Source organism: Psychrobacillus sp. MER TA 171 (assembly GCF_023713305.1).
Lineage (GTDB): Bacteria > Bacillota > Bacilli > Bacillales_A > Planococcaceae > Psychrobacillus.
This window is the reverse complement of record NZ_JAMAWN010000008.1, coordinates 90,046-110,392: the sequence shown is the minus strand read 5'-3', so window position 1 is coordinate 110,392 and position 20,347 is coordinate 90,046. Positions and strand designations below refer to the sequence as shown.

Annotated in this window: 20 protein-coding genes; 11 read left to right on the top strand and 9 right to left on the bottom strand. The window is 36.9% G+C overall.

Annotation, left to right across the window (positions count from 1 at the left end):
- Positions 1 to 40: 40 nt before the first annotated feature.
- From M3627_RS09755 to M3627_RS09730, 6 genes are all read right to left on the bottom strand, one after another.
- Positions 41 to 244, bottom strand: coding sequence for a YjcZ family sporulation protein (locus M3627_RS09755; protein ID WP_169359295.1), 204 nt, complete (start codon positions 242 to 244; stop codon positions 41 to 43).
- Positions 245 to 436: 192 nt separating this feature from the next.
- Complete coding sequence (locus tag M3627_RS09750) at positions 437 to 628, bottom strand: hypothetical protein (RefSeq protein ID WP_169359294.1); 192 nt, start codon at positions 626 to 628, stop codon at positions 437 to 439.
- Positions 629 to 1,045: 417 nt separating this feature from the next.
- Complete coding sequence (locus tag M3627_RS09745; RefSeq protein ID WP_251555383.1) at positions 1,046 to 1,738, bottom strand: SRPBCC domain-containing protein; 693 nt, start codon at positions 1,736 to 1,738, stop codon at positions 1,046 to 1,048.
- 25 nt (positions 1,739 to 1,763) lie between these two features.
- Positions 1,764 to 2,045, bottom strand: a complete 282-nt coding sequence (locus M3627_RS09740; RefSeq protein ID WP_251555368.1) for an ArsR/SmtB family transcription factor — start codon at positions 2,043 to 2,045, stop codon at positions 1,764 to 1,766.
- Between the two features lie 100 nt (positions 2,046 to 2,145).
- Complete coding sequence (locus M3627_RS09735) at positions 2,146 to 2,328, bottom strand: hypothetical protein (RefSeq protein WP_240949685.1); 183 nt, start codon at positions 2,326 to 2,328, stop codon at positions 2,146 to 2,148.
- Between the two features lie 141 nt (positions 2,329 to 2,469).
- The gene (locus M3627_RS09730; RefSeq protein WP_169359291.1) at positions 2,470 to 2,910 is read right to left on the bottom strand and encodes a peptidylprolyl isomerase; all 441 of its coding nucleotides are present in this window, start codon (positions 2,908 to 2,910) and stop codon (positions 2,470 to 2,472) included.
- A 214-nt stretch (positions 2,911 to 3,124) separates the two neighbouring features.
- On the opposite strand from M3627_RS09730, the gene M3627_RS09725 reads away from it, so the two are divergent.
- The 3 genes from M3627_RS09725 (at position 3,125) to nhaC (ending at position 6,015) form a co-directional block, all read left to right on the top strand.
- Positions 3,125 to 3,319, top strand: coding sequence for a YwbE family protein (locus M3627_RS09725; protein WP_251555366.1), 195 nt, complete (start codon positions 3,125 to 3,127; stop codon positions 3,317 to 3,319).
- Positions 3,320 to 3,379: 60 nt separating this feature from the next.
- Positions 3,380 to 4,483, top strand: a complete 1,104-nt coding sequence (locus M3627_RS09720) for an amidohydrolase (protein ID WP_169359289.1) — start codon at positions 3,380 to 3,382, stop codon at positions 4,481 to 4,483.
- Positions 4,484 to 4,575: 92 nt separating this feature from the next.
- Positions 4,576 to 6,015 carry a Na+/H+ antiporter NhaC gene (gene nhaC, locus M3627_RS09715; RefSeq protein WP_169359288.1) on the top strand — a complete coding sequence of 480 codons (1,440 nt, stop codon included), beginning with the start codon at positions 4,576 to 4,578 and terminating at the stop codon, positions 6,013 to 6,015.
- A gap of 94 nt (positions 6,016 to 6,109) precedes the next feature.
- Here the strand turns inward: nhaC and M3627_RS09710 are convergent, their stop codons facing one another.
- The gene (locus M3627_RS09710) at positions 6,110 to 7,345 is read right to left on the bottom strand and encodes a hypothetical protein (protein ID WP_251555358.1); all 1,236 of its coding nucleotides are present in this window, start codon (positions 7,343 to 7,345) and stop codon (positions 6,110 to 6,112) included.
- An 87-nt stretch (positions 7,346 to 7,432) separates the two neighbouring features.
- Here M3627_RS09710 and M3627_RS09705 point away from each other — a divergent pair, with 87 nt between their 5' ends.
- The 8 genes from M3627_RS09705 (at position 7,433) to M3627_RS09670 (ending at position 17,790) form a co-directional block, all read left to right on the top strand.
- Positions 7,433 to 8,545: a mandelate racemase/muconate lactonizing enzyme family protein gene (locus tag M3627_RS09705; RefSeq protein ID WP_251555356.1), complete on the top strand. Its 1,113-nt coding sequence runs from the start codon at positions 7,433 to 7,435 to the stop codon at positions 8,543 to 8,545.
- 14 nt (positions 8,546 to 8,559) lie between these two features.
- Positions 8,560 to 9,246 carry a GNAT family N-acetyltransferase gene (locus tag M3627_RS09700; RefSeq protein WP_169359285.1) on the top strand — a complete coding sequence of 229 codons (687 nt, stop codon included), beginning with the start codon at positions 8,560 to 8,562 and terminating at the stop codon, positions 9,244 to 9,246.
- Between the two features lie 208 nt (positions 9,247 to 9,454).
- Positions 9,455 to 11,641 carry an RNA polymerase recycling motor HelD gene (gene helD / locus M3627_RS09695; protein WP_251555347.1) on the top strand — a complete coding sequence of 729 codons (2,187 nt, stop codon included), beginning with the start codon at positions 9,455 to 9,457 and terminating at the stop codon, positions 11,639 to 11,641.
- 146 nt (positions 11,642 to 11,787) lie between these two features.
- Positions 11,788 to 13,023, top strand: a complete 1,236-nt coding sequence (locus tag M3627_RS09690) for an MFS transporter (RefSeq protein WP_251555332.1) — start codon at positions 11,788 to 11,790, stop codon at positions 13,021 to 13,023.
- An 846-nt stretch (positions 13,024 to 13,869) separates the two neighbouring features.
- A complete protein-coding gene (locus tag M3627_RS09685) occupies positions 13,870 to 14,826 on the top strand; it encodes an ABC transporter permease (RefSeq protein WP_169359283.1) in 957 nt (318 codons plus the stop codon).
- Positions 14,813 to 15,769 carry an iron chelate uptake ABC transporter family permease subunit gene (locus M3627_RS09680; protein ID WP_169359282.1) on the top strand — a complete coding sequence of 319 codons (957 nt, stop codon included), beginning with the start codon at positions 14,813 to 14,815 and terminating at the stop codon, positions 15,767 to 15,769. Before M3627_RS09685 ends, M3627_RS09680 begins: the two co-directional genes overlap by 14 nt.
- Positions 15,766 to 16,530 carry an iron ABC transporter ATP-binding protein gene (locus M3627_RS09675; protein ID WP_169359281.1) on the top strand — a complete coding sequence of 255 codons (765 nt, stop codon included), beginning with the start codon at positions 15,766 to 15,768 and terminating at the stop codon, positions 16,528 to 16,530. Before M3627_RS09680 ends, M3627_RS09675 begins: the two co-directional genes overlap by 4 nt.
- A gap of 219 nt (positions 16,531 to 16,749) precedes the next feature.
- Complete coding sequence (locus M3627_RS09670; RefSeq protein ID WP_169359280.1) at positions 16,750 to 17,790, top strand: siderophore ABC transporter substrate-binding protein; 1,041 nt, start codon at positions 16,750 to 16,752, stop codon at positions 17,788 to 17,790.
- Positions 17,791 to 18,106: 316 nt separating this feature from the next.
- On the opposite strand, the gene M3627_RS09665 is transcribed toward M3627_RS09670, so the two are convergent.
- Both M3627_RS09665 and M3627_RS09660 read right to left on the bottom strand, forming a co-directional pair.
- On the bottom strand, positions 18,107 to 18,877 hold the full coding sequence (locus M3627_RS09665; RefSeq protein WP_251555330.1) for a YibE/F family protein: 771 nt from the start codon (positions 18,875 to 18,877) through the stop codon (positions 18,107 to 18,109).
- Positions 18,874 to 20,013 (bottom strand): YibE/F family protein, encoded by a 1,140-nt coding sequence (locus tag M3627_RS09660; protein WP_251555322.1) that lies wholly within the window; start codon positions 20,011 to 20,013, stop codon positions 18,874 to 18,876. Before M3627_RS09660 ends, M3627_RS09665 begins: the two co-directional genes overlap by 4 nt.
- Positions 20,014 to 20,347: the final 334 nt, after the last annotated feature.

Here is a 20,347-nt window from a genome sequence, read left to right as displayed (position 1 = left end):
GGTAAAGTATAGTAACTAGGAGGAACATTAACACATTTATTTAGCAGGACTCTCCGCCAACATAACCGCCGCCGCCACTTCCGTATCCGAAAGTACCAACTACGATGATTAAAAGAATAAATAAAACAACTAATAAAGCGAATCCAGAACCCATGCCAGCTCCGCCGCCTGGGTAACCGCCACCGCCAGTGTTACCGCCGTATCCACCGCCGTAGCCACCACCACAATAATTTGAATAACTCATTATTAACACCTCCTCCTCGCTAAGAGTTATCTTATTTATATGTAGAGGGATAAGGTTAGACTGATGAATATGTAACGATTTTTCATATTATTTTTTAGGCGATACGAAAAAATATTGGGGTTCACTGGTATTGACGGGATATGGTGAGGTCGGACAGGTAAGCAAAACTGTAAAATAATAAAAAACGAGCAGTTATGACTGCTCGTTTGTAACTTCCATCGTCTCTTCGGTAACCTTCCAATGCTTAGAAGGAATAATATTATTATTTAACTTTAGAACAAATTTATGGGCATCCTCATAAGTTGTAAAAGTTTTATTGAATTGGCTGTTGGAATTTTTCAAGGTCTCTGTTGTACCATTGATTTTGCGAGTGATTAGAAACATAGGTACACCTCCGCCTATCACTATTTTGTTATAATTTATTATACCGACAAAAACATATAAAAGGTATAAATATACAAATTTATATTATAATTGTTACTGTATTGTAATATAGTAACCAAATATTAAAATAATAAATAATTATGACTATAAAAGTAATTTATTTACAATGTAGTAGTTTTTATTTTACGGAGATGTTATAAGAACTGAAGTACTGTTTTAAAAACCAATGCAATGAGTTGGAAGGAAAGTACTTAAGAGGGTAGGTCTTATAAAACGGTAGGTGGCGAAGCGAGCGGGTTGATGGATAAGGCTTTACGATTAGTGACGAGAGATGGTCTGTTGCTAGTCCGACAGATATCCTCATAACAAAAAGTAGGCTCTCGAAGGAGGGCCTACTTGGATTCCAATATAGCGAAATTAATTGGAATGACCAAAACCAATCGTATGAAGGCTAACCGGCAGTTCCTGCCCATCTCGAATAAGAGAAATAATTAAATTTTGCCCGGGATCACATGAAAATACATAACTTTCCAAGTCGTCATAGCATTGAACCGTATTCCCATTTACTGCTGTAATCACGTCATCTACTTCTAGTAACCCATCAGCAGGAGTAGAGGCTATTACTTGAACTACTTTAGTTCCTTCTCGCTTATCTGCAGTACGATGCAAGACACCAATCCAACTTTTCCAAAAGTTTTTGCGTAAATCCACTTCCTTTTCTAATACACTCTTAAGGTTTAACATGAACTGATAAGTACCAAAAAGCATATTGTCCATTTCCATTAAGCCGATGTCCCCAGCCCAAGAGCCTGTATATTCAATGGAGACAAGGACACCATCTGCTTCAGAGGTAATGGTCCATGTGGTCAATTGCTTGTCGTTCCCTTGCAAAATGAGTTTTTGTTCTTCCTCTAACTCTATAATAGTTCCAACATAGCTAGCGCCCCACCCATAATCTAGGGTTACCTGTCCGCCGATACTTATATCCATTTCGCAACTTCTGGTTTCCCAGGCATTACGTTCGTCTGCTTGCGTAAGTGCTCTCCATACCTTCTCAGGTGTAGATTTTATGAAGATTTCCTTTTGAACCGACTGAACGACTTTAACCAATTTTAATCCTCCTCTAAATAGTTTTTTAGCTTGTGAGCTTATCCTCTAATATCAAACCAATCTCTTCTTGCAATTTTTTATAGTGAACAGCAAAATTGTCTTGCTTTAAACGATAGAGGCGATATTTTCCTTCTCTCCTTTCCTCAATTAATTCCTCTTCTAGCAATATAGTGAGGTGTTTTTTTACTGCAGGCTGGGAGATTGGGAAATGATCAACTAGTTCGGTTTGAGTACATTCCTTTTGAGACAATATGGTGAGGATACGACGACGTATGGGATCTGCTATTGCTCTGTAAATGTCCGTCAAAAAATGACCTCCTCAACACATAACCTTTTGGTTATATGTAAAATATACAATATTGGATAAGCGGTGTAAATATATAGTTGTAATATTTTAGTTAAATCGTTTAAGACTTACTAGTGTCTGTCTTCTCCATTAGCTTTCTTACATTTTCTTTTGGGTTCCAACAGTTGAATTTATGAGAGGGTTCAGTTTGAAAGCCTAATCTTTTGCATTTATAATACATGCCTTTAGTCGTTTTTTCACTGCTAAAATGAATGCAAGTTGCACAGCAATGGAAATCCTTCATCCTTTTACCTCCTATGATGTAATGATCTGTTTATATTGTTCAGTGATTTACGATACGGGGGATTTAGCTGGGGGAGGGGTGTGATTTTGTTATTTAAAATAGGCCTTGGAATTAATCACCCCAAGACCTAAAATATCTAACTTAAGCTTCGTCGAATACTTCGACTTTTTCCATTTTGTCGCCATTTTTCATAGCTTTTGCTACTTCTAAACCGCTAGTTACTTTACCAAAAACAGTGTGAACACCGTTTAAATGTGGTTGTGGTTCGTGAACGATGAAGAATTGGCTTGACCCAGTGTCTTTTCCAGCGTGAGCCATAGAAAGGCTTCCAGCTTCGTGTTTGTGAGGATTTCCAGCAGTTTCACATTTAATAGTTTTACCGCTTCCACCCATACCAGTACCAGTTGGATCGCCACCTTGGCTTACAAAACCAGGAATTACACGGTGGAACACTACACCATTGTAAAAACCACTGTTAGCTAATTCTTCAAAGTTAGCTACTGTGTTTGGTGCTTCGTTTGGATATAGTTCAAATTCAATTTTGTCTCCAGATTCCATAAGGAAATAACCTTTTTTCGCCATTATAAAACACTCCTTTTGTAATGAAAATTCTTTCACAGTATAGCATGAAGTCTTGCTTTTTCCAAAGAACATAGCTGTTATTGGCATGTGTAGTGTACTAAATATAAAATGACGACCATTTCTTCTAAAAACTTACTAAGGAAAACCGGTTTCAATTAAACAAATGGATGTAAGCATGATATGAAAGTGGTACGATACAAAAAGAGGTGATTATATGAACGGACAAAATAGAAAAGACATTCACGCAGGACTAGAAGTTTATATTATTTTGAAGAAGGATCAGCGTACCGGTAACAAAACAAAAGGAATCGTTCAAGATATTTTAACGAATTCATCCTTTCATCCACACGGTATTAAAGTAAGACTCACAGATGGTCAAATTGGCCGTGTGTGTGAAATCGTAAAGTAAAAAGTTGGGGCTTCAAAAGAGCTCTAAAAATAAAAAAGTGTAAAGGGAGAATGAGAAAAGATGCAGGTAGAATCTCAAATTTTAGAGTGGTTTGAACATTTTCATAAATACCCCGAAGTTAGCTGGAAGGAATTCGAAACAACGAAAAAAATAACAGAGATCCTTGATTCGCTCCACGTATCTTATCGATTATTTGATGATGTTACAGGCCTCCTAGCAGAGATAGGTGAAGGGGATGAAGTGATCGCAATTCGTGCAGATATAGATGCTTTGTGGCAGGAGGTGGACGGGGTTTACCGCGCCAATCATTCCTGCGGTCACGACGCTAATATCTCTATGGTTTTAGGAGCCCTTCTTTTACTCAAGGATGAAAAATTAAATAAACGTATTCGTTTCATCTTCCAGCCTGCAGAAGAAAAAGGAAATGGTGCGAATTCTATGGTTGATAGAGGAGCGCTTGAAGGAGTTACGCATCTCTTTGGTGTGCATTTAAGACCGATAGAAGAACTACCTTTTGGTAAGGTTTCACCAGCAATTCACCACGGAGCAGCTATGTTTCTTGAAGGTAAAATTAAAGGAATGGATGCCCATGGAGCCAGACCTCATCAAGGGCAGAATGCAATTGATGTAGCAGTCGCTATACATCAATCCTTAAAGAATTTATATTTTTCTCCTTTTGAGGCATATTCCGCGAAACTAACTAAAATCCAGGCTGGCGGTGAGAGCTCTAATATTATTCCTGGTACAGCTAGCTTTTCAATTGATGCACGTGCTCAAAAGAATAGTGTGCTAAAACAGATGAAAGTACAAATTGAAAAGAATTTACATGCTCTTCAAACTCTTTTTGATATAGATATAGAATGGGAATGGCAGGATATCACTCCAGGAGCAGAAGTCTCCAATGAGGCTGCTTTAATAGCTAAAGAAGGTATCATGCAAGCGATAGGAGAAGAGAGCCTGGCGGAAGAGGTTATCACATCTGGTAGTGATGATTTCCATTTTTATACGATTAGACAGCCAGATTTAAAGGCTACTATGATTGGGGTCGGTGCAGACCTTTCTCCTGGTCTTCATCATCCACATATGTCTTTTGACCGTAAAGCCCTTTATATCGGCGCTCAAGTCCTTATGAAAACGCTTTTACAAGTTGCTAAAAAAGATTGACGAATTTTTAATAAAAGATTAATATATCTCTAATAACGACTAATAAACGACAATTATAAATTGTCGAAAAAGTCGTGAAGGGGTGAAGTGGAATGGTAGAAAAGAAGGAACAAACAGAGAAAAAAGAAATGTCATTAATATGGGCGATTACGCCTTTAATAGTAATGATTATAACAATGGTTATTGCTGTAGTTAAGTTGGAGCAAGGTCCTCACATTCCGCTAATAGTCGGTACAATCATAGCAGCTTTTGTTGCTTGGAAGCATGGCTTTAAATGGAATGATATCGAAGAAATGATGTATAAGGGGATTAAACTAGCACTACCAGCAGTAGTCATCATTATATTGGTCGGCCTTATTATTGGGGCATGGATTGGTGGAGGCGTAGTAGCCACCATGATTTATTTTGGACTAAAAATCATTACTCCGTCCTTCTTCTTAGTAACTATTTGTGTGATTTGTATGATTGTTTCTCTGGCCATTGGTAGCTCCTGGTCTACAATGGGGACTATCGGGGTTGCAGGTATGGGGATTGGTCTAAGCATGGGGATTCCAGCAGCTATGATTGCGGGCGCAGTTATTTCTGGAGCTTATTTTGGTGACAAGATGTCGCCACTTTCTGATACTACCAATCTTGCAGCTGGTCTTACAGGGACAGATTTGTTCGTACATATCCGACATATGTTTTATACAACTATACCAGCAGCGGTAATTGCGTTAGTAGCTTACGGTCTGTTAGGAATGAAATATAAAAATAGCAGTATTGATCAGGAGAGCATCCAGCAAACAATAGGTGTGCTTGATCAAAGCTTTGTAATATCTCCATGGTTATTGTTAATCCCGTTAGCAGTAATTGTATTAGTTGCTTTAAAGGTACCAGCTATACCAGCTTTAGTAGTTGGTATTTTACTAGGATTCCTTTCTCAAATTTTTATACAAGGGGGAGACGTAGCATCAGCTGTTAGCGCTCTTCAAAGTGGATTTGTAATTGAAACAGGTAACACAATGGTGGATGAACTATTTAATCGTGGTGGATTGGAGTCCATGATGTATACCGTGTCGATGACCATTGTGGCGATGACATTTGGTGGGATTTTAGAATTTTCAGGTATGCTTCAATCTATTATGAATCAAATTTTAAAGCTAGCAAAGACTGCTTTTTCGATGATAGCTTCTACTATATTAGCTTGCTTTACAACGAATGCGACATGCTCTGAGCAATATATCTCCATCGTTGTGCCAGCAAGAATGTTTTCTAAAGCATATACGAATATGGGGCTTCACTCTAAAAACCTTTCTCGTGCTTTAGAGGACGGAGGAACGCTGACTTCGGTGTTCATCCCTTGGAACACATGTGGTGTTTTCATATTAGGAACATTAGGGGTAGGTGCTTTTGAATATGCGCCCTATGCTATTTTAAACTTTACAGTGCCAATTTTATCTATGATCTATGCCGCGGTAGGATTCTCTATTGTTAAAATTACAGAGGAAGAAAAGCAAGAAATTTTAAACAGAGAGATTGCCGAAGCGTAAAAAAGAAAGTTCAGTGACAAGCTGAACTTTCTTTCTTTTTTTATAGGTTCATGATCGAATATGGATAAAAAGATTAGTTGATGCCCATACACATTTATTGGTAGGTAGGAAAATTAAATTCATAGATTGCTCGCGGGCGGCCTTGCTGGTACGTCATTTCTTCCCCGACAATGGATGCATAACCTTTGTTCAACAGCTTCTTTAGTATCCTTTCGGTAGTCCTGCGGCTGACCTTTAAAAAGATTTCTAAATCATGTGCCGTAAACGCAACGGAATGGTGGAGGCGACTAAAAAGCATAATTTTAGAAAGGTTTGCCGGACTTAATGTTGTTTCCTTAGCCAATACCAAAAGTCGAGGATCGCTCGTTCTTAAATTGATCTTGGTTTTATCCTGGAAGAGGGGACCAGTCAATTGTTTTCTTTCATTCATAAGGAAGGCTGTATTTTCAGTCGCATGGGCTAAGGCATCTTTGGCATTTTCACTTGCTTCTATCGCTGTAGTGCCATATCCAAAGGCAATTCGAATGGGTGTACTAAAAAGTTTCAACCAACCATCGACCTTATTGCTCTGCAAGGCTTGTTGAACCTTCCCTTGAGTTGTAAAAAGCAAGTAAAGGAGGTCATCCGATTTTACAATAGAAGCATCGATAGAATCTGCAATACTTTTGAGGGTAGCTGCTGTATGAATGTCTTGCTCGGTAAGCGAAATAGAGCAAACGGCAATTTTAGCAGCCTCACTTTTTGTGAGTAATGCCAGTGACCTAGTTTCTTCAAGGGACTTTAAAATAGAGTTTTTAGGGTCAATCATTCGTACAACAGGGATTCCCCTTTGTACCAGGGTCTCATAAACTGCGTGCACAGAGGTGATAGCCAATTTTGTTTTTTCTTTCCTTTGAAGATTTATATGAAAGGAAACCACTTCATCTAAAGAGAACGCCGGATCTATTTGCTTAAGGAAGGGTACTGAATCGGTTTGATTAATATCCTGTAGGACACTCTCTACAAGGGCAGGTTCTATTAAATCCATGGATATTTGTTGTATAGGAGTATTACAGGTTGCTAATAATGTAGTGGCTACAGAAGTACCATCCTGTTTTAAATAATAGGAAGGTACCGGCAACAGCTCTCTCTCCTGTTCCGCATATAGATAGGGGAGCGAACCAGAGAAAAATACAGCGTCGCATGGTTTTATATTTTTTAGTAGTTCCTTTGCTTCTTTTGGGGTATGATATTGATAATAATCTAAACGGATAGAAGGAATTTCTTGTTCGAAAAGCTTCAAGCGATCTATAAAGTTTCTAGAACCAAGTACTGCTATACGTGTTTGCATGACATCCTCCTTTTTTTAAAATATTAACGACTATTTAACGACAACTATAACTAAATAATATAAAAATGTAAAGGAAGTTAGAAAAATATGAAAATTAAAGAAATAGAAATTTATGCTATTAGATTACCATTAATTGACCCATTTATCATCAGCTATCATACATACGATGATATGCCTTCGATTATAGTTAAGCTAACAACAGAAGAAGGTTTCATTGGATATGGGGAGGCAGTAGCAGACGAGCATGTAACAGGGGAAACGTGGGAGAGTACTTATGCGATGCTGAAAAATACGTTAGCACCGGCTTTGATTGGAGAAAATCCAATGGAGTTTGAGCGACTGCATGAAAAAATGGACAAGGCGGTTTACCAAGCTCCAGCAGCTAAAGCAGCTTTAGACATTGCTTGTTACGACGTAGTAGGTAAAAAACTAGGAGTTCCTGTCTACCAATTGTTAGGCGGACGTTATCACGAAAAGTTTCCGGTTACTCATGTACTTAGCATAGGATCACCAGAGTCTATGGCAGAGGAAGCAGAAAAACGTATCAAAGAGGGCTATACATCGTTTAAAATGAAGGTTGGAACTGAAGTACAAGCGGATGTACAACGAATCCAAGCTGTTAGAGAAAAAGTGGGTAATGGGGTTGCTATCCGAGTGGACGTAAATCAGGGATGGAAGAACAGTGCCAACACGATTTCTGCCATGCGTCAGCTGGAGCATATAGGATTAGATTGGCTAGAGCAGCCTGTTATGGCAGATGACTTCAATGGCATGGTGGAGGTCAAGGAAAAAACGAGTACTCCTCTTATGATGGATGAAGGCTTGAGAGGAATACGAGACATGCGTGAATTAATAGAAAAACAAGCCGCGCATAAGGTGAATATCAAGCTGATGAAATGTGGCGGTATATATCCTGCTATGAAGCTCGCTCATATGGCAGAAATGGCTGGACTTGAATGCCAGATTGGCTCAATGGTGGAGTCTTCCATTGGTTCAGCAGCAGGTTTTCATGTGGCATTTTCTAAAAAAGCATTTACGAGTGTTGAATTGACCGGTCCACTTAAATTCTCGAAGGACGTTGGAAACTTATGCTATGATGTCCCATTTATTAAACTTAATGAGCGCCCAGGTTTAGGAATTGATGTGGATGAAAATATGTTAAAAGAGTTAACCGAGTTCACCGTAAAAGTCATGAAGTAAGAGGAAGTGTATCAATGAAAGAATGGACTGTCAGTCTAGGGGGAAAAGATTATCCAGCTAGAGAATTAACAACAGACAATATGGAACAAATTTTAGCGTTACAGAGCGTTGTTCTCCAACACTTAGAGAACAAGGAGTTTTTACAGCCTCTCACAAGAGAGGAGTTTGAAGATTCTCTTAAGCATCGTTTAATGGTAGGAGTATTTGCTGGTGAGGAGCTAATTGCGTTTCGTACCCTTGCAATCCCGGTAATGGATGAGCATCATCTAGGATATGATATCGGTCTTTCTGAATCAGAATTAGGTGATGTGGTTTACCAGGAAATCACAAATGTCCATCCAGAATATCGAGGCTACGGTCTTCAAAGAAAACTAGCAGACCTAGTAATGGAGCTCCTGCAGGATTCTCCGTACATCTACATTTGTGCGACAGTAGCTCCATTTAACTTTGCCAGCTTGAAGGACAAGCTTAGCCAAGGAATGGTTATTAAAGCGCTTAAACGTAAGTATGATAATATGTTACGTTACATATTTTGCAAGAGGCTCGACGGAAATGACTATATTGTATTTGGTGAAAGTCAGATGAATATAAAAATGTCTGACATAGAAGAACAGCAAAAGCTACTTAAAGCAGGCTGGGTAGGCACCAACATTCTTCAAAAAGAAGAAGAGTGGTACGTAGTCTATAAAGAAACGATCTAAAGTAATGGGAATACCTTTAGAGCTATAGCCTTGAGGTAAATCTTATAAATTTTTGCTTATTTGCATAGACTATAAAAGGCAGGGACACTAGTGTCTCTGCCTTTCTTATATATTCATTATAGCAGATTTATTTTTTTATTATAAGACTGCAAATTGTTAGAATTTTTTGTAATAATACATAAGCATGCTATGTCAGGGAGGTTAGTGGATGGAAAAACATATTTGGGATGAGGAACAGCGACATTTAACCACAGTAGTTGAAAAGCTAAAGGGACATATAGATGTTCTTCAAGTTTTTCTTAAAAAACAAAAAGGTGAACTAATAGAAGAGCGGCAATCCGTTTCAAAGGAGTTCTCAGATTTGTCTGATGAACGTGGAATTGATTTTGCAACCATACTACCTACTCTCAAGGAAAAAGAGTTACGTTATATCCATGTTAATGATGTGCTTTCTAAGTTAGAGCTACTCTATAAAAGTGCTTATTTTGGACGAATTGATATAGAGGATGAACAACTGGAAAACCTTTATATTGGACTCGCTACGTTTGGTGAAGAAGATACAGGTGATATTATTATCCATGATTGGCGTGCCCCTATATCGAGTCTTTTTTATGAAAACAAATTAGGTGAAGCGTTCTACCAAATTCCTAGTGAAGAGATAGTGCCCGTCCAGATCCAAAGACGCCGACAATTTAAAATCTCCTACGATAATCTTCTACAAATATTTGATGCAGACATATATATCGGTGATGAGGTGCTACAAAGCCTTATGACGGATACGGCAAAACAAAAGATGAAGAGTATTGTGACGACCATTCAAAGTGATCAGAATGCAGTTATTCGTTCAGAAAGTCATCATAATATGATGGTGCTAGGACCACCGGGAAGTGGAAAGACATCTGTAGCTATGCAACGCATCGCTTATCTTCTATATCAATACCGCAGGACGCTTTCGGCCAAAAATATTATGCTTATTTCCCCAAGCGATTTGTTCAATGATTATATTTCTAATGTGTTACCGGAATTAGGAGAGGAAAATGTCGTCCATTCTACCTATTATCGTTTATATAAAGGCATGAAGCGCCTTCCATTAGTGGCAGAGACCTTTTATGAAAATGTAGAGCGGCTACAAAAGGCCGACTTGATACATCAGGAAAGCTTTTATTGGAAAAACTCAAATGCTTATGCAATTCATCTCGTACAATCCCTACAGGATTTAGCAATGGCCGGCTTACCTTTTTACACATTGAGTATTGGTAAGAAAGTTTTTATATCAGCTACAGAGCTGCAAGAATTGTTTTATCGAAAATATACAAACTTGGAAATAGACTTCCGTTTAAAAAAGATTCGTAATCACTTGATGCCTAGGTTAAGGGAATGGAAGGAACAGGCGATTTTGAGGAGATACGAGGAGCTTAGGGGAGTCGACCAATACATCGGTGATGACGAGGATTTAATGAGACAGAGTAAAAAAGAGATAGAAAAGCAGTACTCACCCCTCCATAGTGCAATAGAAGAACTGGGATTCGTTAACATCATGAAAATTTATACGGGTTCCATTAGGAGTATGGATACAACGGAGGCTAAAAAAGTCTATGAATTAACGATTCGACAAATAAAATCCAAACATCTTTTTTATGAAGATTTAGGTCCGCTTATGTATATACAAGCTAAAATCAAAGGGATTGACAGAAACCTGGACATCAAGCATATTGTAATCGATGAAATACAGGACTATTCATTTCTTCAGTTTAAAGCTATTCAGCAGCTTTTCCCGAAAGCTCACTTTACCTTGCTGGGAGATAAAAACCAAATAGTAAATCCAACAGAAAAAGATCAGATACCAAGGGAGCTTTCCGATATATCAATAGTAGAACTTAACAAATCGTATCGTTCTACGCATGAAATTACAGATTTTATGAGTGCTGTTTTAAAGCAAGATAAGGTCCTCTCGCTAGGAGTGAGGGGGAGAAAGCCATTAGTAAAAAGAATAGACAAGGAGCAGCGGCTAACGGAAATAAAAGCAGTGGTAGATTCTTATTATGAGACCAACACCTCTTTGGTTATATTATGTAAGGACATGGCAAGCTGTAGGATGCTCTATGAGGAATTGAAGAATATCATTCCCTCTATTCAACTAATATCACAGGAACAAAAGGTATATATGAAAGGGATATTAATCATGCCAGGATACATGGCAAAGGGGTTTGAATTTACGACTGTATTAATAGCAGACGCTGACCAATCGATTTACAATGGGACCAATGACAAGTTTCTTCTCTACACGATGGTCTCGCGAGCAACCAGAAACTTAATTATTTTCTATCATATAGAGCTTACGGAGGCTTTGAAACAAATCCAAAAGGACTTATATCTTACGGAAACCTTAAAATAAAACAAAGACACCCACCTTTATCTGACTGTAAAGGTGGGTGTCTTCAGTCAAAGGTATGAGGCTGATTTAAGACCATTGGCTGAATGCAATCTAGGTCAATTCCCTTACATTAAGAATAGTAAGAATATTTGAAGGGGTGTTTGACGATGAAAAATTTATATCAAGACTCAAGATTTTGGCTAATCATATTGGCTAATATAGCTTCCTCTATAGGCTCAGGAATTACAATGATAGCAATTCCCTGGATGCTCGTGACGAGTGACGACGGTAACGCAGTATTCGGTTATATTACGATTTCAATGACTATCATTAGTTTTATCATAACGCCCTTTGTTGGCTCGTTAGTAGATAGAATGTCCAGAAAAAAGTTGCTGTTAATTAGTGAAATAGTTTGTTTAGTTGCCTTATTGTTTTTCACTTCCATTGGATTCTTGGGCTTATCCTATGAAATTTGGCATTACACACTAATTTATATGATTGGCAGTCTGTATTACACTATTTTTTATCCAACCATGTTTGCGATGAATCAGGAGATTTTTCATAAGGATCAGTATAAATCTTTAAACGGGACAATGGAGGTACAGGGGCAGCTTTCTAGCATGATAGCTGGAGGAGTAGCTAGTATTTTGTTAATGAAATGGGATTTACATTTTATTTTACTATTAGATGTTTTGACTTACGGAGCAGCTATTTACTTCTATGTTAAACTTCCTTATGCCAGAGCGAAACGATCAGAAGCAGAGAAGGAAGAGAAAGGTAGAGCTTGGGATGGGTTAGTTTATATGATGGGACGTCCAGCCATGTTCGTTTTTTTGGTATTTGCCTTTATGCCCTTTATAGGAGTTATGCTGACGAATTATTTGTTTCCTGTTTATTTAGTGGAAGTACTAGAGGCGGATGCTAGCGTTTATGGCTTAGAAGGAATGATATATGCTGCTGGAGCAGTGCTAGCAGGGGCATTTGTTCCGATGCTTGCGAAAAAACTAGGAAATGAGAAGACTATTATATTAGGAGTGCTTATATATACCGTTGCCATTTCTTTGATTGTTTTTGTAGAACTACCTGTATACCTATCGTTAATGTTGTTTTTAGCTATCGGAAACAGTGGGGCTCGAGTAGCGAGAAATTCGTTCCTTATGGATCAAGTTCCGAACAAGATTATTGGCAGAGTTGATAGTTTGTTCCGTTCTATTGGCTTGCTCATCAGAATTTTATTGCTTGCACTTTTTACAGGAATGGTCTCTTCCGGATTAATTATCATATGTTTCTATATATTAAGTGGACTATTGGTCGCGTCGGCCTTCATGGTTACAATTAGCTGGAGGAAAGGCTTTTCGGTAAGAAATAAGAAAGCTATTTGTATAGAGGAAGTCAGTCTGTAAACAGATGAGTCATTAAGTTCTATAGGTAATCTACGAAACTTAATAAATAAATCAATAGAACTGCTCTTTCGTAAGGTGGAATATGAAGAGCAGTTTTTTCATATTCTCTTGATAGTGAAATGTAGAGGAATTTTAAAAATATAAGCTTAAAGTTATTCGTTGATTTTGACTAACAATTTTTTATGGTGACTGTAAACATTATAAAAAGGACATTCCAATTACTATTAAAATCATAAAATAGATGACGAAATTGGGTTGGTGACAGTTTTTCAGCTTCGCTTATTCGAGTAAATTTATTAGCGCTTTATCGAACCTAAACCTGATCCCATTTATTGCTTGGAGTGCCAGACATCGACTCCTACGGGATGAGTGAGATAGATAAGACAGCATAAATACGCGCTAGCGATGAGTGATGGCTTATCGCTACCCCGAGGAAAGCGTCCGGCTGGTGCGAAAAATCAATTCTACTCTCTGATTTAAGATTTCTTTTCATCATAAATCAACCCCACCCTTTAATATAGCCAAAATATAAACAGTAATTTACAAAGAAGCTTCTATTATAACCCGAATTTAATCTTTTTTATAATTTTGCCTGCTGGAAGTTATTAGGTCTAAAAAACTAGGATTCTCAGGTTAATATCCTACCCTAAACTATATTGTAAAACATATGTTTATAAACTAACGTCAATTCCATAATTTTAGAGTACAAAGAATTGTTGAAATTAACAATGTAATTAAGTAGTACATGTTGATTTTACTATATTCGTTGTTTATAATGGAAGACGACTCAATAATGATAATCGTTATCAACAAAGTTGAGAAATATATTTTTTATGGGGATTACAAATGAGATTATGGATATTAGTAGTAGCAACTATTATCCTATCCTTTATTTCGCTATTTATAGGTGCCATTGATATAAAACCGAGTGATCTGCTTGATTTGGACTCCCAGAAGACCCAAATCTTTGTAATGAGTCGATTGCCACGTTTAATGGCAATTATTTTAGCTGGTGCAGGAATGGGTATTGCAGGCTTAATTATGCAAAGTTTAAGTCGAAATAAGTTCGTATCACCGACAACGGCCGGTACGCTGGATGCAGCAAAACTAGGTGTCATAGTTTCGATGATATTCTTTACAAATATGTCTTATATGGGACAAATTTTCTTTAGTTTTTCATTTGCACTAATAGGTACGTTTATTTTTATGCAATTGCTTGAGCGTATTAAGTTCAAGGATGTTATGTTCGTACCCTTAATTGGTATTATGTATGGTAATATCATTGGTGCCATTTCCACATTCTTAGGATACGAAGCAGATGTCTTACAAAATGTAGATTCCTTCTTCTTAGGAAGCTTTACACTAATTGTCTCTGGACGCTATGAATTACTATACGTAGCCGTACCTGCCATTATTATAGCTTATATTTACGCAAACAAATTCACTGTAGCAGGCATGGGTGAGGACTTTGCAAAAAACTTAGGTTTAAGTTATCGTACAGTATTAAATATAGGTCTTGTTATTGTAGCAATTATTTCTACAACGGTCGTTTTAACAGTAGGTATTATACCGTTTTTAGGTTTAATCGTACCGAACCTTGTTTCTTTGTATTTAGGAGATAATTTACGCAAGACAATCCCGCATACTATTTTCATGGGAGCAGCATTCTTACTCGCATGTGATATTATCAGCCGACTAATAGTTCATCCCTATGAGATTCCGGTAAATACAACAGTTGCCGTAATTGGCAGTGCGATCTTCTTAATTATGTTGTTTAGGGGGAAAGCATATGCGAAAAAATAGTAAGAAGCTAATTATTTTGGCTGTTATTGCATTAGTATGTATGGCATTGTTTGCATTTTATAATATTCAAGGCGGCTTTAGTTATGCCTTTCCAAAGCGTGTAGAACGTTTAGCTGCAATGGTAATCACGGGTACTGCAATTGCATATGCAACGATTATATTCCAGACAGTAACACATAATCGTTTATTAACACCTTCCGTAATGGGTGTTGACTCTATGTATGAGGTAGTACAAACGGTGATTTACTTTACAGCAGGCTCTGCCTCTTTATTCGTCGTAAATCGTTATTTGAACTTTAGTGTATCGATTATGGCAATGATCATTTTCGCGGTGCTTTTATATCGTTTCTTATTCCGAGCAGATAAGTATCCAATCTTCCTTCTCTTATTAGCAGGTATGATTATTGGGACTTTGCTAGGAAGTCTAGTGACATTTATGCAGGTCATCATTGATCCTGTTGAATATGAAAGTTTACAAGCTCGGTTGTTTGCAAGCTTTATGAATGTGAAAACCGAATTATTACTAATTGCCATGGTTATACTAGGACTGGCATTTTTGTATGGCTCTAGGTTATTAAAAGATTTGAATGTTGTTTCGTTAGGTCGAGACAATGCCATTAACCTCGGTGTTAACTATGACAAGATTGTTCTACAAGTTTTGATTTTATCTTCTGTGTTAATAGCTACTTCCACAGCTCTAGTTGGTCCTGTTACATTCCTAGGACTAATCGTAGCGAACGTAGCTTATCAATTTTTAGATACGTATAAGCATTCTGTACTAATTGTTGGAGCGAGCTTGATTAGTATTATCGGCCTTGTCGGAGGACAATTTATCGTACAGCATGTGTTTCATTTAAATACAACTATTAGTGTCATCATTAACTTTGTCGGTGGGATTTACTTTATTTACTTATTACTAAAGGAAAGTAGGAAAGCAGCATGATAGAAATTAAAGAGCTTTCTAAAAGCTTTGGGAAAAAACCGGTCGTTGAAAATGTAACACTAAAAATACAACCAAAGGCAATCACTTCTTTTATTGGACCAAATGGTGCAGGTAAATCCACATTGTTATCCATGGTAAGCCGCCTTTTAGATGCGGATACAGGGGAAGTATTTTTAGATCAAACGGATGTAAAGAAAATGAAATCGAATAACTTTGCAAAGCGTGTGGCTATTTTAAAGCAGGCCAACCATTTAAATATCCGTTTAACAGTACGTGAGCTTGTTGCTTTTGGTCGCTATCCTTATTCCAAAGGACGACTAAATGCAGAGGACGAGAAGTTGGTAGATCAAGCGCTGGAGTATTTAAATTTAACAGATATGCAAGATAAGTTTTTGGATGAGTTATCAGGTGGTCAAAGGCAGCGTGCTTTTATTTCCATGGTAATTGCTCAAGATACGGAATATATTTTATTGGATGAGCCGTTAAACAATCTAGATATGAAACATTCCGTACAAATCATGAAAATCTTACGTAAACTTGTAGATGATTTAGGAAAAACTGTCGTTATTGTATTACATGACATTAACTTTGCTTCTGTTTATTCTGATCGTATCGTTGCACTGAAAGAGGGGCGCCTTGTAAAGGATGGTCCAACACATGAGATTATCAATTCCGAAGCATTACGTGATGTCTACGATATGGATATCCCAGTACAAGTGCAGGATGGTTGCCGTATTTGCGTATACTTTAATTCTCAATAACTTTGTAGACGAAAGGTTTCTTTTAGTTTGTAATCAGTAGATTCCATGTACGTGCATAAGTCAGACACTTATGCACGTGTTTCATGAGGCTAAATGAGAATGATAATTAATTGCAGAAATCAGTTGACAAATTTTGAGGGTTTCATTTAAACTAGAGTTAGAAATGAAAATGATAATCATTTTCAATTAAAGTAAGTATATTTTAGGAGGAAAAGAAAGATGAAAAAATGGAAGTTTTTAACTGCAGTTGCAGCTTTAACATTAATGCTAGGAGCATGTAACTCAGATGATGATTCAGCAACTGGTGAATCTACAGAGAAAGATTCAACTTCAGCAGCAACTGACACGGCTGAAAAATCTGCATTTCCAATGAAAATATCTTCTTTGACAGCTTCAAGCGAAGATGAAGAAAAAGGTACAACAATTACATTTGAAGATGTAACTTTAGATAAAATGCCGGAGCGCATTATCACTTTAGATTACGGTTTCTTAGATACACTTGATGCACTTGGAGTAGAGGGAATTGTAGGAATCGCAGCGAACGGTGGTAAAGGTAATATCCCACCACACTTAAAAGAAAAATATGTTGTTGACGGTGTAGCTGATGTTGGTACGCTAAAACAAATCGACTTTGAAGCGGTAGCAGCTGCTGAACCAGATGTTATTTTCATCTCAGGTCGTCAAGCACCATTCTATGAGGAATTAAAAGAAATTACACCAAATGTAGTATTCATCGGTTCTGACAATGAAAATTATATTAACGCTGTAAATGAAACAGTTGACTTAGCAGCTCAAATCTTTGATAAAGAAACAGAAGCTGAAAAGCTAAAAGCAGATCTACAAGCAAAAGTGGATGAAGTGAAAGAAAAAGCAGCAGGTTATGAAAATGCGTTAGTAGCAATGTACAATGACAAAAAAATCTCTGGTTTCGATAACGGAGCAGATTCTCGTTTTGCATATGTGTACAATGACTTTGGTTTCAAACCAGCAACTACTGATATTGAGGCATCATCTCATGGTTCAGATTTCTCTTATGAATCGGTTCTTTCTGTAGATCCAGAAGTTTTATTAATAATTGACCGTACTGCTTCTGATGTAGATGCAATTAAAGCAGATATTGAAAATGATATTATTAAACAAACTCGTGCTTACAAAGAAGGCAAAATTGTGTACCTAGATGGTGTTAACTGGTACTTCTCAAGCAATGGTGTAACAACAGAAACAGAAAAATTAGATGAAATCTTAAATGAGTTAAAATAATCTCATAAAAAGATTCTTATCATAACCAAATAAACCCTATAAGATAGACCTTTGAAAAAAAGGTCATCTTATAGGGTTTTTGTTTTTAGCCTTGTTTTTTAATCACTAACTTCTAGTGAATAGAATATGACTTTGGAATATCTAATTTGTTGAACGTAAGAACAAATGGTTTAGATTCTGACCGTCTGGTTTACCGTATGTAAATTAAGAGCTATTCAAATAACTAAATTGCATTTATCGGTTGTTAAATAAACCAACAAGAAAGTGATACTGGATAAAATAATATATAAAAACTTTTTCAAGTATTTTGTGGATTTTAATTTTTCCTATCACGCTGTTTGCCTACTAAAAAATAAGAGGTGATCCAAGCGGTAATTGGAATGACTAATGTGACACCTATTGCTGCACAACATATAGTTATTATTTCGCTACTAAAAACTTTTGAATTAACAATTTCTCCAACAGAGTAAGATAAGTCTTTAAACCATATAAGTAAAGCCAAATAACTACCGAAGAAGGCAAAAAAAAGCGTGTTCGTACTCGTTCCTAAAATATCGCGTCCGATACTTATTCCAAAACGGAATAACTCTTGGCGCTCGATATTTGGATGGTGATAGTGCATTTCACGCATTGGCGATGCAATAGCAATGGCAGCATCTGTGATGGCTCCAATTGTACTCATAATGATCACCGACACAGCTATCTTTATGAAATCAAGTCCAATGTAAAATGAAAACATCCCCAACTCTTCTGTTTCCTCTTCGCCAAAACCTTGTATCATTGCCTTATTTGTTATAGCAGTAATAAAGGCGACTAAGATGACGGTTGTAATAATCGTAGCTATAAAAGCCGTTTTCGTTGTGCGGTTCACTTTATTAATATAAAAGAGGTTAATACAACTAATGAGCACACATGCGATAAATGTTAATAAAATGGGATTTATCGTTGGAGCATTCATAAAAAATAGCGTAACGATAATGACTCCAAAATTAAAGAATAATGCAATAAAAGAACGAACGCCTTTTTGTCCGCCTATGACTGTCATCAATAGGAATAACAGTCCGGCAAGTAAAACGATTACATTCATAACTTAGCCTTCCTTCTCTTGACAAAAAATATTGCGGTATAAAGCCCAATTGGAATCGTGATAACAATACCGATACCGCCTGTTAATGCACGAACTAACTCAAGTGAAAGATTCATTGAAAGAGTGTAGCCGAGCGTAGACGAATTTTTAAAATAAAGTAACAGAGTAGGGATTGAACCACTAACATAAGCAAAAAATAAAATATTCGTCATAGTGCCCATAATATCCTTGCCGATTTCCATTCCAGATTTTGTGAGATCTTTTACAGAAATAGTAGGGTCTTTTTCATACAACCCAAAAATCGAAGTAGACATTGTAATCGAGACGTCCATTACGGCGCCTAAAGAACCAATAAAAATGCCAGCTAAAAATACAATTTTGTATGGACGCGTTATAAATTGTAATTCCTCATAACGAAGGCCATTTTCACCTGTAACGACTAAAGCAATGTACGTAATGAGAAGTGACGAAAACGTACCAATCAGTGTAGCTATGATCGCAGCGAATGTCTTTTCGTTAACCCCATTCACGAGTAATAAAGAAACGACGGTAAATAAAATAATGCTAACCCCACAAATCCATAGCAGACTCTGGTTTGCATGATCGATATAAATGTCTAAGGCGAACCAAAGTAGCATCGCATTAAAAGCTAAACCAATAACAGATAACAATCCTTGTTTTTTTCCAATGAGCAGAAGTACAAAGATAAAGACCCACGCAATGATGACTAAATATTTATCACGTTTCACACCGGTAATCGTGCCAGTGTTTTCTTGGACTTCTTCAACTTGCTCATTAACAGAAATGAAAATTTCACTGCCAACTTCAAATTTCTGGTCAAATGCTTGAGATTCTGAAAACTCATTCGTTAAATGAACGAGTAAACCTTTTTCGTGACCATTTTTTACTTCGGCGATTATTTGCTGTGTATATAATACGTCTTTATTTTGATGAATATCTTTTACTTCTACTGAGTTGTCTATAGTCATTTCAACGACTTCTGCAATCGAATTTTTATATAGAGAATGATTATGGTACACAAATACAATCGAGCTAATAACACAACATATGAGAACAATCGCGAATATGCGCTGTTTCCATGTGGTCTTTTGATATATTCTGTGAAGAAACAGCATGTACACACCTCCTGTAAACAAGATTTAATTATATAATTCAAAAGTAAATTTAGCTAATTTCAATTTATATTTTACATGAGCTCCGACGTTTAACGAATTATTAATGGTACTAGATAGATGTTTGATAGATAGAATAGGTTGGAGTATAACGTTAATAACAAAGGAAAAAAGACATTTTCAAAAAACGCTTCTCCATAACTGTTGCATTAGAAAAAAACAGTATCAAAGTAAAACAAGCTAGAAAATGTAAAAAGAACCCGGTGAACCGTGGTTCTTTTGTTCTAAATTATTAGAACACCATCTTAAACACACAGAGGACGATGTAAGTTATTGT